The organism is Thioclava nitratireducens (assembly GCF_001940525.2).
GTDB classification, from domain to species: domain Bacteria; phylum Pseudomonadota; class Alphaproteobacteria; order Rhodobacterales; family Rhodobacteraceae; genus Thioclava; species Thioclava nitratireducens.
The window spans coordinates 863,243-877,160 of record NZ_CP019437.1; the positions used below are offsets into that span (position 1 = coordinate 863,243).

At 66.6% G+C, this 13,918-nt stretch carries 16 protein-coding genes; 9 read left to right on the top strand and 7 right to left on the bottom strand.

Features of this window, described 5'->3' with window-relative positions; translation table 11 throughout:
- Window positions 1-48: 48 nt before the first annotated feature.
- Genes thiC through BMG03_RS04345 form a run of 6 tightly spaced genes read left to right on the top strand, consistent with a single transcriptional unit; the run spans window position 49 to window position 5,303 of the window.
- Window positions 49-1,845, top strand: a complete 1,797-nt coding sequence (thiC, locus tag BMG03_RS04320; protein WP_075777268.1) for a phosphomethylpyrimidine synthase ThiC — start codon at window positions 49-51, stop codon at window positions 1,843-1,845.
- Window positions 1,842-2,810 carry an FAD-dependent oxidoreductase gene (locus tag BMG03_RS04325; RefSeq protein ID WP_075777269.1) on the top strand — a complete coding sequence of 323 codons (969 nt, stop codon included), beginning with the start codon at window positions 1,842-1,844 and terminating at the stop codon, window positions 2,808-2,810. The genes thiC and BMG03_RS04325 overlap by 4 nt, the downstream gene beginning before the upstream one ends.
- Window positions 2,779-2,976 carry a sulfur carrier protein ThiS gene (thiS, locus tag BMG03_RS04330; RefSeq protein ID WP_075777270.1) on the top strand — a complete coding sequence of 66 codons (198 nt, stop codon included), beginning with the start codon at window positions 2,779-2,781 and terminating at the stop codon, window positions 2,974-2,976. The genes BMG03_RS04325 and thiS overlap by 32 nt, the downstream gene beginning before the upstream one ends.
- Before the next feature lies 1 nt (window position 2,977).
- Window positions 2,978-3,745 carry a thiazole synthase gene (locus tag BMG03_RS04335; RefSeq protein ID WP_075777271.1) on the top strand — a complete coding sequence of 256 codons (768 nt, stop codon included), beginning with the start codon at window positions 2,978-2,980 and terminating at the stop codon, window positions 3,743-3,745.
- Complete coding sequence (locus tag BMG03_RS04340) at window positions 3,745-4,338, top strand: thiamine phosphate synthase (protein ID WP_075777272.1); 594 nt, start codon at window positions 3,745-3,747, stop codon at window positions 4,336-4,338. Before BMG03_RS04335 ends, BMG03_RS04340 begins: the two co-directional genes overlap by 1 nt.
- On the top strand, window positions 4,335-5,303 hold the full coding sequence (locus BMG03_RS04345; protein WP_075777273.1) for a HesA/MoeB/ThiF family protein: 969 nt from the start codon (window positions 4,335-4,337) through the stop codon (window positions 5,301-5,303). The genes BMG03_RS04340 and BMG03_RS04345 overlap by 4 nt, the downstream gene beginning before the upstream one ends.
- A gap of 48 nt (window positions 5,304-5,351) precedes the next feature.
- On the opposite strand, the gene BMG03_RS04350 is transcribed toward BMG03_RS04345, so the two are convergent.
- The 7 genes from BMG03_RS04350 to bioB are packed head-to-tail and all read right to left on the bottom strand — an operon-like array spanning window position 5,352 to window position 11,271.
- Window positions 5,352-5,954, bottom strand: coding sequence for a GntR family transcriptional regulator (locus tag BMG03_RS04350; RefSeq protein WP_075777274.1), 603 nt, complete (start codon window positions 5,952-5,954; stop codon window positions 5,352-5,354).
- Between the two features lie 36 nt (window positions 5,955-5,990).
- The gene (locus BMG03_RS04355; RefSeq protein WP_075777275.1) at window positions 5,991-6,719 is read right to left on the bottom strand and encodes a methyltransferase domain-containing protein; all 729 of its coding nucleotides are present in this window, start codon (window positions 6,717-6,719) and stop codon (window positions 5,991-5,993) included.
- On the bottom strand, window positions 6,716-7,312 hold the full coding sequence (locus BMG03_RS04360) for a pimeloyl-ACP methyl esterase BioG family protein (protein ID WP_075777276.1): 597 nt from the start codon (window positions 7,310-7,312) through the stop codon (window positions 6,716-6,718). The genes BMG03_RS04355 and BMG03_RS04360 overlap by 4 nt, the downstream gene beginning before the upstream one ends.
- Window positions 7,312-8,580, bottom strand: coding sequence for an adenosylmethionine--8-amino-7-oxononanoate transaminase (gene bioA / locus BMG03_RS04365; RefSeq protein WP_075777277.1), 1,269 nt, complete (start codon window positions 8,578-8,580; stop codon window positions 7,312-7,314). Before bioA ends, BMG03_RS04360 begins: the two co-directional genes overlap by 1 nt.
- Window positions 8,580-9,197 carry a dethiobiotin synthase gene (gene bioD, locus BMG03_RS04370; protein ID WP_075777278.1) on the bottom strand — a complete coding sequence of 206 codons (618 nt, stop codon included), beginning with the start codon at window positions 9,195-9,197 and terminating at the stop codon, window positions 8,580-8,582. The genes bioA and bioD overlap by 1 nt, the downstream gene beginning before the upstream one ends.
- Window positions 9,194-10,327, bottom strand: a complete 1,134-nt coding sequence (locus tag BMG03_RS04375; protein WP_075777279.1) for an 8-amino-7-oxononanoate synthase — start codon at window positions 10,325-10,327, stop codon at window positions 9,194-9,196. The genes bioD and BMG03_RS04375 overlap by 4 nt, the downstream gene beginning before the upstream one ends.
- A complete protein-coding gene (bioB, locus tag BMG03_RS04380) occupies window positions 10,324-11,271 on the bottom strand; it encodes a biotin synthase BioB (RefSeq protein WP_075777280.1) in 948 nt (315 codons plus the stop codon). The genes BMG03_RS04375 and bioB overlap by 4 nt, the downstream gene beginning before the upstream one ends.
- Before the next feature lie 878 nt (window positions 11,272-12,149).
- Between bioB and queC the strand changes: the two genes are divergently transcribed.
- The 3 genes from queC to queE are packed head-to-tail and all read left to right on the top strand — an operon-like array spanning window position 12,150 to window position 13,911.
- The gene (gene queC / locus BMG03_RS04385; protein WP_075777281.1) at window positions 12,150-12,851 is read left to right on the top strand and encodes a 7-cyano-7-deazaguanine synthase QueC; all 702 of its coding nucleotides are present in this window, start codon (window positions 12,150-12,152) and stop codon (window positions 12,849-12,851) included.
- Window positions 12,851-13,204 carry a 6-carboxytetrahydropterin synthase QueD gene (gene queD, locus BMG03_RS04390; protein WP_075777282.1) on the top strand — a complete coding sequence of 118 codons (354 nt, stop codon included), beginning with the start codon at window positions 12,851-12,853 and terminating at the stop codon, window positions 13,202-13,204. Before queC ends, queD begins: the two co-directional genes overlap by 1 nt.
- On the top strand, window positions 13,201-13,911 hold the full coding sequence (queE, locus tag BMG03_RS04395; RefSeq protein ID WP_075777283.1) for a 7-carboxy-7-deazaguanine synthase QueE: 711 nt from the start codon (window positions 13,201-13,203) through the stop codon (window positions 13,909-13,911). Before queD ends, queE begins: the two co-directional genes overlap by 4 nt.
- The last annotated feature ends 7 nt before the right edge of the window (window positions 13,912-13,918 follow it).

A 13,918-nucleotide genomic window follows, 5' to 3' on the forward strand; every position in this document is an offset into this window, starting at 1 on the left:
TCTCAATTGGTGTCCTTTGAGATCGAATGCTTGAGGAGCACCGAAACGATGAACATTCCCAACCCCAAGATCACCACCGGTCCGCTGCCGGCGTCGCGCAAGATCTACGTCGAGGGCGCTTTGCATGAAGGTCTGCGCGTGCCGATGCGCGAGATCGCCGTGCACCCCACTGCCGGGGAAGCACCGCTGCCGGTCTATGACAGTTCGGGCCCTTACACCGACCCCGAGGCCACGACCGATATCAATGCCGGTCTCGCACCGCTGCGTCGGGCATGGATCGAGGCGCGCGGCGATGTCGAGAGATATACCGGGCGCGATGTCCGACCCGAGGATAACGGCTTTGCCCAAGGGGCGCGGCTGACGCCGGAATTCCCGGTCAGGCGGCAACCGATGCGGGCCAAGGGCGACCGCGCGGTAACGCAGCTGGCCTATGCCCGCGCAGGCATCATCACGCCCGAGATGGAGTTCGTCGCGATCCGCGAGAACCAGCTGCGCGAGGCCGTAGGACCGCGCGACGGGCAGGACTGGGGCGCGAACCTGCCCGATTACGTGACGCCGGATTTCGTGCGCGACGAGATCGCCGCAGGCCGCGCGATCATCCCGGCCAATATCAACCACCCGGAAGCCGAGCCGATGATCATCGGGCGCAATTTCCTCGTGAAGATCAACGCCAACATGGGCACCTCGGCCGTCACCTCCTCGATGGAGGAAGAGGTCGACAAGTTGGTCTGGGCGATCCGCTGGGGCGCCGACACCGTGATGGACCTCTCGACCGGGCGCAACATCCACAACACCCGCGAATGGATCATCCGAAACAGCCCCGTGCCGATCGGGACCGTGCCGATCTATCAGGCGCTGGAGAAGGTGAACGGGATCGCCGAGGACCTGACATGGGAGGTCTTCCGCGACACGCTGATCGAACAGGCCGAGCAGGGCGTCGACTACTTCACGATCCATGCAGGGGTGCGTCTGCACATGGTGCCAATGACGGTGGAGCGCGTGACCGGGATCGTCAGCCGGGGCGGCTCGATCATGGCGAAATGGTGCCTGCATCACCACAAGGAGAGCTTCCTCTACGAGCATTTCGAAGAGATCTGCGACATCTGCCGCCGCTACGACGTCTCGTTCAGCCTCGGCGACGGGCTGCGGCCGGGCTCGATCGCGGATGCCAATGACGCTGCGCAATTCGCCGAGCTGGAGACGCTGGGCGAACTGACGAAGATCGCCTGGGCGAAGGACTGTCAGGTGATGATCGAAGGCCCCGGTCACGTCGCGATGCACAAGATCAAGGAGAACATGGACAAGCAGCTGGAGTGCTGCCACGAAGCGCCGTTCTACACGCTCGGTCCGCTGACCACGGATATCGCGCCGGGTTACGACCACATCACCTCGGGCATCGGGGCGGCGATGATCGGTTGGTTCGGCTGCGCGATGCTGTGCTACGTCACGCCGAAGGAACATCTGGGCCTGCCCGACCGCGACGACGTGAAGACCGGCGTGATCACCTACAAGATCGCCGCCCATGCCGCCGATCTGGCCAAGGGGCTGCCCGGCGCGCAGCGGCGCGACGATGCGCTGAGCCGCGCGCGTTTCGAGTTCCGCTGGGAAGACCAGTTCAACCTCTCGCTCGACCCCGATACGGCGCGGGAATTCCACGACGAGACGATGCCGAAAGAGGCCCACAAGGTCGCGCATTTCTGCTCCATGTGCGGGCCGAAATTCTGCTCGATGCGGATTTCGCACGACATCCGCGCCGAGGCGCAGAAAGAGGGGATGGAGAGCATGGCCGCCAAGTTCCGCGAAGGCGGGGAGCTTTATGTGCCGCTCAAGGAGCCCGGCGAATGATCACCATCGCAGGCGGCGGCCTCGCGGGGCTGTCCTCGGCGCTCGAACTGGCGCGCGCCGGGGCTGCGGTGCGGGTCTTCGAGGCGGCAGAGGAGATCGGGGCGGGCAGCGTGTCACGCTATGCGGGCGGGATGCTGGCGCCGTGGTGCGAAGCCGAAAGCGCCGAGGAGGCAGTGGTCACGCTGGGCGCGCGCGCGGCAGACTGGTGGGCCGAGATCACGCCGGTCACGCGGCGCGGCACGCTGGTCCTCGCCCCACCGCGCGACAGTGCGGAACTGACGCGCTTCGCCCGCCGCACCTCGGGCCATCGCACGCTCGATCAGGCGGCGATCACCGAGATGGAGCCGTCCCTCGCGGGGCGGTTCGCACGCGGGCTGTATTTCGCGGAGGAGGCGCATCTCGACCCGCGCCGCGCGCTGCGCGATCTGGCGCGGGCCGCGCGTGAGGCTGGGGTCGAGATCGTGTTGGGAACCACGGCCCCCGCGCAGGTGGATCTCGATTGCACCGGCTTTGCCGCCGACCTGCCTGACCTGCGCCCGGTGCGCGGCGAGATGGCCATCCTGCACTGCCCGGAGGTCGAGATCACCCGCACCCTGCGCCTGCTGCACCCGCGCATCCCGCTCTATCTCGTGCCGCGCGGGCAGGGCGTCTACATGATCGGCGCGACGATGATCGAAAGCGCCGCGACGCGCCCGATCACGCTGCGCTCGCTGACCGAAATGCTCAGCGCCGCTTTCACGCTGCATCCCGGCTTTGCCGAGGCGAGCGTGATCGAGACCGGGGCAGGGCTGCGCCCGGCCTATCCCGACAACCTGCCCCGCCTCGAGAGGCACGGCGGGACGCTTCATCTCAACGGGCTTTATCGCCACGGTTTCCTGCTTGCGCCTGCGATGGCGGCCCGTGTCACGCAACATTTCTTTCCGGAGGGCTCCGATGCAGATCATCGTCAACGCGAAACCGCATGAGATTGCCGCGCAGGACCTCGCAGCCGCGCTGGCGGAGCTGGGCTTTGCCAATCCCGCCATCGCCACCGCGCTGAACGGACAGTTCGTGCCCCGGGCCAACCGCGCGGACACGCGGCTTGCCGAGGGCGACCGGCTCGAAGTGCTCGCGCCGATGCAGGGGGGCTGAGATGAAACTCTATGACACCGAACTCACCTCGGCGCTGCTTCTGGGCACGGCGCAATATCTCTCGCCCGCGATCCTGTGCGAGGCGATCCGCGCCAGCGGCTGCGAGGTCATCACCGTAAGCCTGCGCCGCGAGGCCACGGACGGCGCGGGCACGCAGTTCTGGGACATGCTGCGCGAGACCGGGATGCGGGTGCTGCCCAACACCGCAGGTTGCCATTCCGCGCAGGAGGCCGTCACCACCGCGCGGATGGCGCGCGAGGTCTTCGGCACCGATTGGATCAAGCTGGAGGTGATCGGCCATGCCGACACGCTGCAACCCGATGTCTTCGCGCTCGTCGAGGCGGCGGGGGCCCTCGCGCGCGATGGCTTCAAGGTCTTTCCCTACACGACCGACGATCTGATCGTCGGAGAGCGGCTGCTGGAGGCCGGCTGCGAGGTGCTGATGCCATGGGGCGCGCCGATCGGCTCGGGGCAGGGGCTGCGCAACCCCGATGCGCTGCGCGCGATGCGGGCGCATTTCCCGACCGTGCCGCTGATCGTCGATGCGGGGGTCGGGCGGCCCTCGGATGCGGCGCAGGCAATGGAGCTGGGGATGGACGGGGTGCTCTTGAACACCGCCGTGGCGAAGGCTGGCGACCCGGTTGGTATGGCACGCGCGATGGCGCTCGCGGTGCAGGCGGGCCGCGCGGGGCATCTTGCCGATCCGATGGAGCGGCGCGACATGGCCGTGCCCTCGACCCCGGTTCTGGGGCTGGCGGAGTTGATGTGATGGAGCGGTTCTACCTGATCACCTCGAATGTCGCGCAGCTGGAGCGTCTGGTGCCGCAGGGCGTCCGGCTGGTGCAGCTGCGGCTCAAGGACGTCCCGCCCGCCGAGACCCGCCGCCAGATCGCGCGGGCGCGGGATGTCTGCGCCCGCCACGGCGCGCAGCTTGTTGTGAACGACTATTGGCAAGAGGCGCTCGACCTACGCTGCAGCTTCGTCCATCTCGGGCAGGAGGACATGGACATGGCGGACTTGCCCGCGCTGCGCCGCGCCGGGATACGCTTTGGCCTGTCGACCCATGACGAGGCGGAGCTGGACCGGGCGCTCGGGCAGGACCCTGCCTATGTGGCCCTCGGACCAGTCTATCCGACGAAGCTGAAGAAGATGAAATGGGCGCCGCAGGGGCTGGAGCGTGTGACCCGCTGGAAGGCCCATGCGGGGGACGTGCCGATCGTCGCGATCGGGGGGCTGACGCCAGAGCGCGCGCCCGGTGTGCTTGCGGCTGGCGCCGATAGTCTTGCCGTCGTGACCGACATCCAGCAGGCGCCCGACCCGGAGGCGCGCGTGCGCGCGTGGCTGAGGGTCTGCGCACCATGAGCCGCTATGCCCGCCAGATGATCCTGCCCGAGATCGGCGCGGCGGGGCAGGCGAAGCTAACTGCCGCGCATGTTGCCGTCATCGGGGCCGGGGGCTTGGGCTGTCCGGTGCTGCAATATCTCGTCGGGGCGGGCGTGGGACGGCTGACGATCTTCGATCCCGATCGGGTCGAGGAAAGCAACCTGCACCGCCAGCCGCTCTATCGGATGGCCGATCTCGGACGCCCCAAGGTCGAAGCCGCGCGCGACGCGCTGCGCGCCCTCAACCCGCAGATCGCGGTCGAGGCGCGCGCTACCGCGCTCGGGCCGCAAAGGGCAGAGAAGATCGCGGCGGAGGCAGATCTGGTGATCGATGCCGCCGATAGTTTCGCGGTGTCCTACATCCTTTCCGATGCTTGCCTGAGGGCGCGGACCCCGCTGATCTCCGCGAGCGTTCTGGGCCAGACCGGCTATGTCGGCGGCTTTTGCGGTGAGGCACCCTCGCTGCGCGCGGTCTTCCCGGACCTTCCCGCTTCCGGCGCGAGCTGTGCCACCGCGGGCGTGCTGGGCCCGGTGGTTGGTGTGATTGGCTCGCTGCAGGCGCAGATCGCGCTGCGCGTGCTCCTCGGGACCGACGCGCCCGCCTTGGGCCGGATGCTCACCGCCGATCTGGCGGAGCTTTGCTTCGGCGGGTTCAGCTTTCTCGGCACGCCCGAGCCGGAAAGGCCGCTGCGGTTTGTGTCGGCCGAAATGCTGTGTGCAGGCGATCTTGTGATCGACCTGCGCGGTGAAGACGAAGCGCGCTCGCCGATTTCCGCCGGGGCCGTCAGGCTGCCCGGTTCGGAACTGACGGCGCTGGAGCCCGCCTCCGGTCAGCGGGTCGTTCTGTGCTGCGCCTCGGGCCTTCGGGCGTGGCGGGCCGCGCGCGATCTTCAAGAACGCGGTTTCGAAGCGCTCGCCTTGCTTGCCGCCAAGGCGGATGGGTGATGCAGCGCCGGAGGTTTCCGCGTCGAGGCCGCGTGCGGCGCGGCCGGTTCAGTTCAGCCGCTGCAGATGGCGCGTCAGAATTGCGGCGGCGGACTTGGCGTCCTGACGCCGGATCGCGCTCATGATGCCGTGGTGATCCTTGTCGATGCGCGGGCGCCAGCGCGCGCGGTAATGGACGAGGATATAGCGGGCCGCGAGGTTCTGCATGTTCTCGACCGTTTCCAGCAGGCGCGGCATCTCGCAAGCCTCGTAGATCTTGATGTGGAACGCGCGATTCTGCTCTTCCCAGTCGTAGATGTTGGAGGCCTGATCGCAGGCCTGACGCAGCTCGTCTGCCTGTTGCACCTGTGCGGGCGTCAGGTTGGGCACCGAGTGCAGAAGCGTGAGCGGTTCGAGCGCCAGACGCATGAGTTTCAGCTCGCGCTGCGCCAGCGGATCCAGCGGCGCGACGTGAACCCCCTTGTTGGGCCGGGACACCACCAGCCCGCGCGCGGACAGCTTGAGCAGGGCTTCGCGGACCGGCACATGGCTCACGTTGAACTCTGCGGCGACATAATCCTGCCGGAGACGTTCGCCCGCGATCAATTCGCCGCGAATGATGCGGCGGGCCAGTTCGTCGGCGATCAGGTCGGGGGTGGGCGCGGCAGGAATGGTCTCGGACTTTCAAGGGGGCGTGTGGGCCGAAGGTCAGGGCATGCGGGCAATACAGCAGGACGGATGGTAGGTCAAAGTCAGAGCGCCGTCTCGGTCCATCCGCTTCATCAGGTGGCGCAGGCGCGGCGCCGACAGTTGCCCGCCCATCAGCCCGTTGACCCCGGTCGCGCGAAGATGGCCGAACAGGGCCCGCGCATCGGGGAAATCCAGACGGATGGTCTCGTCCCACGCGGCGATCACCTCCATGTGCCGGGGCATGTCGTGGCACAGTCCGTCCGCGTCACGATAGGAGGGGGCACCCGCGGCAAGCCCCAGCCGTGCGAGTTCCGGGAAATTCCCGGGACCGAAACTGGTGACGGCGAGAAGCCCGCCGGGGACGAGGGTGTCGGACGCCCTGCGAAGGAGTTCACGCGGCGCGGTCAGCCATTGCAGCATCGACGTCGAGGCGACCAGATCGAGGCGATCCGGCAAATCGATTTCGGTCGCATCCCCCCCGAGGGCGTGGACGCGGGTCCGCTCTGGCCAGTGCAGATCGGGCAGCGGCGCTGCGAGGTCGTTGAGCCAGATCTCCCGTGGCTCCAGCTGCAGAAGGTGGCGCGTCAGAAGGCCGGTGCCATGGCCAAGCTCGATAACCCGCGCCCCGCGTTGAATCATCGGGGTCAGGCGTTCGCTCAGCCGTGCCGCGATCCGGGCCTGAACCGAGGCTGCCCCGTCATAGCTTGCCAAATGGCGCGAGAAGGCTGCGGCGATACGCTCTTTCATCCGATGATCTCCTGCCAGTTCCGCCAGTGGGCGAACGGGAAATGGCCCGTGTCGACCCAGTCGATCGGCTGGCCTGGCCAGGCAGCGGTCATCGCGTCGGCGGGGAAGATGCGATCCTTGCGCGCCGCGATGATCCGGTCGAACGCGCCGACCGGCGCCGGGGGCCGAGCCCTGAGCGCGCGCAGCTCGTCGCCCAATGCGGCAAGGTCGGGCGCCTGCGGTTGCGGCAGCCCCGCGCGGCGCGCGAAGCGGGCAAGGCTCTGGCGGTCAAGGCCGGCGAGGGTGCCGTCATAAATGTCCGCGCCGATGGTGCGGCGTGGGTCGGTCGCGCCGCAGATCGCGATGGCACGCTCGGGGCGCAGACCACCCAGATGCCGCGCCGCCACTGCCACCCCCATCGAATAGGCGACGAGCGTGATCCGGTCATGCCTCTCTATCCATGCGGGATCGAAGGTTTCGTTACGGTAATCGCTCAGGATCAACAGGTCACTGTCGCCTGCCAGAAGTTCGATCTCGGCGGTCTCAGTGGCCCAGCCGGAATAGAACATCACCAGATGCGGATGCCCCCGCTGCCTGATCCAACGCGCCCGCATCAAAGCCCCTTCGCAATGGTGAGCATGGCATGGGTGACGCGGCTCAGCTCGTCGGGTTCGATGCTCAGGGGCGGCATGGCGTAGAGGAGCCGTCCCAAGGGACGCAGCCAGACACCGCTTTCCATGCAGAACCGGTGCACGCGACCGACGGGCAGCGGGGCCTCCATCTCGATGACGCCGATCGCGCCGAGCGTGCGCAGGTCGCGAACACCCGTCATGGCTCGGGCAGGGGCCAGTTCGGCGGCGAGCTGTGTCTCGATGGCGCGGGCTCGGGCCGACCAGTCGCGGCCTTTCCACAGATCCATGGCCGCCGAGGCCACGGCGCAGGCCAGCGGATTGGCCATGAAGGTCGGGCCGTGCATCAGGGCGCCGACAGTCGCGGCCAGCTCCTTGGTCGTGATCGTGGCGGCGAGGGTCATCATGCCGCCGGTGAGCGCCTTGCCGAGGCAGAGGATGTCGGGGGTGACGCCTGCCGTCTCTATCGCGAAATCGGCCCCCGTGCGGCTGAACCCTGTGGCGATCTCGTCGAAGATCAGGTGTATGCCGAAGTGGTCGCACAGGGCGCGCAATCCGCGCAGGTAGCCGGGGTGATGGAAATGCATTCCGCCGGCTCCCTGAACGACGGGTTCGATGATGAAGGTCGCGATGCGGTCGCCGTGGGTGCGGAACAGCGTCTCCACTTCTGCCAGCCCGTTGCGCACGGGGTCCTCGCTCCACTGCGCGTCGAAGGGGATCGGCGGGCGCGATACGAAGTGCTGCGCCGAGAGGGCGCGTCCGAACTGGGCGTGCATGCCGGTCTCGGGGTCGCTCAGGCTCATCGCCTTCCACGTGTCACCATGATAGCCGCCCCGCGCGGTCGCGAGATCCGTGCGCTGGGGATGGCCTCGGTTCACCTGCGACTGGGCGGCCATTTTCACCGCCACTTCGACCGCGACCGACCCGCTGTCGGAATAGAAGATCTGATCGAGCCCGGCGGGCATCACCGCGACGAGCTGTCTGGTGAGATCGATCACGGGCTGATGGGTGAGGCCTGCGAACATCACATGCGGGAGAACCTCGGCCTGATCCTTCAGCGCCTGAACGAGGGGCGCCGGCGCATGGCCAAAGGCCGCGGCCCACCACGAGGACATGGCGTCGATCATCCGTCCCCCGTCGTCGCGGGTCAGCCAGATTCCCTCCGCCGCAACGATCCTGTGCAGGCGCTGCGGGCGGGCGCGCTCGGTATAGGGGTGCCAGACATGCGCCTGTTCGAAAGCCATATCCTTCATCACAGTGCTCCCCGGATGCGATCGAGATCGAGCCGCCGGGCCGCATCGCGCAATCCTTGTGTCGTCAGATCGGACATGACGGGTAGGCGGCCCAGCGACGGCAGCTCGGCGATGCGGCAGATGGTGTCCTGACTGTCGGCCACCTCGTCGCCGACGAAGGCGATACCGACGAGCGGCACGCCCCGGGCGCGCAGGGCTTCGATTGTCAGCAGGCTGTGATTGATCGTGCCGAGCGTGGTCCGCGCGACGACGATCACGGGCGCGCCCCAGTCCGCCATCTGGTCGGCATAGAGACGGTTGCCGTTCAAGGGCACCAGCGCACCGCCTGCGCCTTCGATGACGAGCGGGCCTTTCACCTCGGGAAGCTCCAGAGAACCGATCTCAACCCGGTCCAGCCTCGCCGCGAGATGGGGGGAGGCCGGGGTCCGCAGGCGCCATGCCTCCGGCAGGGTGGGCCGCCCCGTGAGCCGCGCGACGGTTTCGCTGTCGGTTTCCTCGTCCAGCCCGGCCTGCACAGGCTTCCAATAGCTCGCCTGAAGCGTGAGTGTCAGCGCCGCGCTGAAGACGGTCTTGCCGATGCCGGTATCGGTGCCGGTGACGACGATGGGTGAGGTCATGGGGTAAGCTCCGGTGCAAGGGTGGACAGGGTGCCGAACAGGGTGTCGATGTCGCGAGGCTGCAACCCGCCCGTAAGCGAGATGCGCAGCCGTGCCGTGCCTTTGGGGACCGTCGGCGGGCGCACGGCCCGCAGGTCGAGCCCCGCCGCCTGCAGCCCCTGCGCGAGACGGATAGCGGCATGATCTTCGCCGACGATCAGCGGTATGATCTGGCTGCCGTGATGGTGCAGGCCGCAGCGCTCCGCCGCACGATGGGCGTGCTGGCGAAGCGCTGCGGCATGGTTTCCCCATTGCGGCTGGGTTTGCAGCATATGCAGCGAGTGCCGGACGGCCGCCGCCATCAGCGGCGAGGGCGCCGTGGCATAGATGAAGGGCCGCGCCCGGTTGATCAGGGTTCGGATGATCACGCTGTCGGCGCAGATCAGCGCCCCGCTCGCGCCGAGCGCCTTGCCGCAGGTGTGGATCACGATCATCGGTACGTCGCAGCCCATCGGGGCGAGCCCCCGGCCATCGGCGCCGTAGAGACCCGTCGCATGGGCTTCGTCGAGGATCAGGGTGGCGTCATGGTCCCGGGCGATCGCGACGAAATCCGCCAGCGGCGCGAAGTCGCCATCCATCGAGTAGAGCGTCTCCAGCGCCAGCCAGACCCGGCCTTTGCCGCCACGCTCACGCCAGCTCTGGATCTGGGCCGCGGCGTCCTGGGCGTCGTTGTGGCGAAAGCTGCGCAGGTCCGCCGCGCCGAGCCGCATGCCCTCGTGCATGCTGGCGTGGACCAGCGCATCGTGCAGCACCAGATCGCCGCTCATCGGCAGACAGGTGAGGATCGCCTGATTGGCCTGAAAGCCACCGCCCATGTAGAGACAGGCGTCCGCCCCGAAGAACGCGGCGGCTTCGGTTTCGAGCCGCTCGAACTCCGCGTCATTGCCCCGCAGCAGCCGCGAGCCGCCCGATCCCACCGGGATACCTCGTGCCAGCGCGTCCGTGATGCTTTGGGCGAGTTCCGCGGAGTCGCGCAGTCCCAGATAGTCGTTAGACGCGAAATCGAGACCTATGCCGGGGATCAGCTCCCGAAGCCGCCCTCTCGCCTCGAGCTGCGCGAGGCGAGAGGCGTGACGAGGATAGGCGTTCATGGCTGATCCGCAATCTCTGGTAGCGCCTCGGGCACCAGTCCGAGACGGGCGAAGAGCAACGCGTCCTTGCTGTCCTCGGGGTTGTCAGCCGTCAATAACGTGTCGCCCACGAAGATCGAGTTCGCCCCCGCGAAGAAGCACATCGCCTGCAGCTCATCGGACATCGCGCTGCGCCCCGCAGAGAGACGGACATAGGAGCTCGGCGCGAGTATCCGCGTCGTGGCGATGGCCCGCACGAGCTCGAACGGATCGAGCGGCGGCGTGTCGGCCATCGGGGTGCCGGGCATCGGGATCAGGAGGTTGATCGGGATGGATTTCGGCGGCTCCGGCAGATCGGCGAGGGTCTGGATCATGCTGATGCGATCTTCCGCCGTCTCGCCCATGCCCAGAATGCCGCCCGAGCAGACATTGATCCCGGCCTGCCGCACGCGCTCGAGCGTCTCGATCCTGTCGGCGAAGCTGCGGGTCGAGACGATGGAGGCATAGAACTCCTCGGAGGTGTCGATGTTGTGGTTGTAGTAATCGAGCCCCGCCTGCCTGAGCTGTACCACCTGTTCGTCGTCCAGCATCCCGAGGGTCATGCAGGTCTCCAGCCCCATCGCCTTGACCCCCTCGACCATGGCGATGACCGCGGGCATGTCGCGTGGCTTTGGCGAGCGCCACGCCGCCCCCATGCAGTAGCGCGTGGCGCCTGCCGCCTTGGCCTTGCGCGCTTCTGCAAGAACCCTCTCCACTTCCATCAATTTCGATGCGCTGAGCTCGGAGCCGTTGCGCGCCGACTGTGCGCAATAGGCGCAATCCTCGGGGCAGCCTCCGGTCTTGATCGAAAGCAGCTTGGCGCATTGGATCCTGTTCGGATCGAAATTCGCCCTGTGCACGCCATGGGCGCGGGACAGCAAGTCCATCAGCGGAAGATTATAGATTTTATGTGCGCGATCTTTCATGACGACCCATCTTTTGACTGTGGTCGTCAGAAGATGACGCGGCGCGGCATATCTCAATTTGCAAAGAAATCTATTGTCGGCGCGCTTTGGGGGTCGTCTAAGAGTATGAAATAAAATAAAAATCAATGAAGCCTCTGCCCGGTCGAGGTGCACGGAGGCGTAAACGCTAACTATTATCTATAATCAGGCCGGCGGTGCCGCGATGTGCGGATGGGCACCACCTCGCGGCCTCTGGTGCGCGGCGCCTTTTGCTATCGCTCGGAAAAAGTGGCCCCTCGCCGCGTGGTCGGGTGGTCAACGGAGCCCGGGCTTCAAGCGCGGGGCCGGGGAAACCGATACACGCTTCTCTCGATACCGTCGGGGAATTTCTCTCTGGCGACCTGTTCGCCACCGAGCTTATCGGTCAGGCGCTGAGCGGCTTCGTTCTCGTCTCGCATATGCGTTTCCACCGCGTCCCAGCCATTACCCAACGCCCATGTGATCACCCCTCGAGACGACCCAGTCAGGGAATGTGTCTGTTCGAGCGCGCATGAAGATAACGCTACCGCCTCCTTTTGAACGACGGAAGCGATTGCCTGCCCTCTTGCGAGCGCGCGCCAGAAGTTGATCCTGCGTGATCTCGAGGCGTCGAGACTGGGATGCGATATTCGCCCGGATTCAGGAGGAACGCCAATCGCCTCCGCATCGCTCGAAGCCAAGAAAAATTGGGGTAAAACGCCGGTTCAAATTTGCCCAGTTTGCGGGGCGCTGCCCTCTTTGTGCGCCCGGATTTCCATCTGACGGACCAACGCGCGCGCCCTTGCGTCGGAGCGGTCCTTCCTTTAGAGGCCCGCTCAACCGGTCGCAGCCTACCCGGTCATCAAAACAAGGGTTCAAAAATGAAGACTCTCGTCATCTGCTCGGGTGGCCTCGACTCCGTGTCGCTCGCCCATATCGTCGCCGCTGAGGGCAATCTCTCACGGCTCGTTTCCTTCGACTACGGCCAACGGCACCGCAAGGAGCTTGATTACGCCGCCGCCGCCGCGCGCCGCCTTGGCGTGCCGCATCACCTTATCGACATGCGCCCAATCGGGGCCGCGCTGACAGGTTCGGCGCTGACGGACGATATCGACGTGCCCGACGGGCATTACGCCGAAGAGACGATGCGCATCACCGTCGTCCCGAACCGCAACGCGATCATGCTGGCAATCGGCTTCGGCGTAGCCGCGGCGAATGGCGACGAAGCCGTGGCGACCGCGGTCCACGGGGGCGATCACTTCATCTACCCCGATTGCCGCCCTGCCTTCACCGAAGCCTTCGATGCGATGCAGCGCATGGCGCTCGACGGTTATGCCGATGTGCGGCTGGATACGCCTTTCGTGCATCGCTCCAAGGCCGACATCGTGGCGGAGGGCGCCAGACACGGCACGCCCTTTGCCGAGACCTGGTCTTGCTACAAGGGAGGCGAGGTGCATTGCGGGCGCTGCGGCACCTGTGTCGAGCGGCGAGAGGCGTTCCATCTGGCGGGCGTCGAAGATCCGACCGTCTATGCCGATCCCGGTTTCTGGGTCAAGGCCGTCGCTGACAAGGAGGCGCGCTGATGTTTCGCATCCGCAAGGAATTCCACTTCTCCGCCTCGCACCAGCTTGCCCATCTGCCCGACGATCACCAATGCGCGCGGCTGCATGGGCATAATTACATCGTCGTCGTCGAGCTGGCTGCCGCGACGCTCGATGCGAACGGGTTCGTGCGCGACTATCATGATCTGAAACCGCTCAAGACCTATATCGACGAGAGTTTCGATCATCGGCACCTCAACGATGTGATGGAGGTGCCTTCGACCGCCGAGAACATGGCCAAGCATTTCTACGACTGGTGCAAGGCGCGGTGGCCCGAGACCAGCGCGGCGCTGGTCAGCGAGACGCCCAAGACCTGGGCGGAATACCGTCCATGACGACGCTGCGCATCGCCGAGATTTTCGGCCCGACCATTCAGGGCGAAGGCGCGCTGATTGGCGCGCCCACACTCTTCGTGCGCGCGGGGGGCTGCGACTACCGCTGTTCGTGGTGCGACAGTCTCCACGCGGTCGAGAGCGCCTATCGCCATACATGGGCTCCGATGAGTTCCGAGAAAGTCTGGGCAGAGCTGCGCCGCCTGTCGGGTGACCGCCCGCTGACGATCTCGCTCAGCGGAGGCAACCCGGCCATTCAGGATTTCGGACCGCTGATCGCGCTTGGGCGAGCCGCCGGCTACCGCTTCGCCTGCGAGACGCAGGGTTCTGTCGCACGACCGTGGCTCGGCGATCTGGATACGCTGGTGCTGTCGCCGAAGCCGCCCTCGAGCGGGGAGCAGGTCGATTGGGACGTCTTCGCCGATTGCGTGTCGGCCGGACGCTCTGCCGGCAGCACCGTGATGAAGATCGTGATCTTCGACCGCGCGGATTATGATTGGGCCAAGGACGCCCATGCCCGTCACCCCGATCTGCCGCTCTATCTTCAGCCGGGCAATCCCGAGGTCGATCCGGACGTTCCGGTCGATCCGCAGGCGCTTGCCGACCGGCTGGGCTGGCTGACGGAAACCGCCATGGCGGACAACTGGTTCGCCCCCCGTATTTTGCCGCAGCTGCATGTCCTGATCTGGGGCAACAAGCGCGGCGTCTGATCCATCG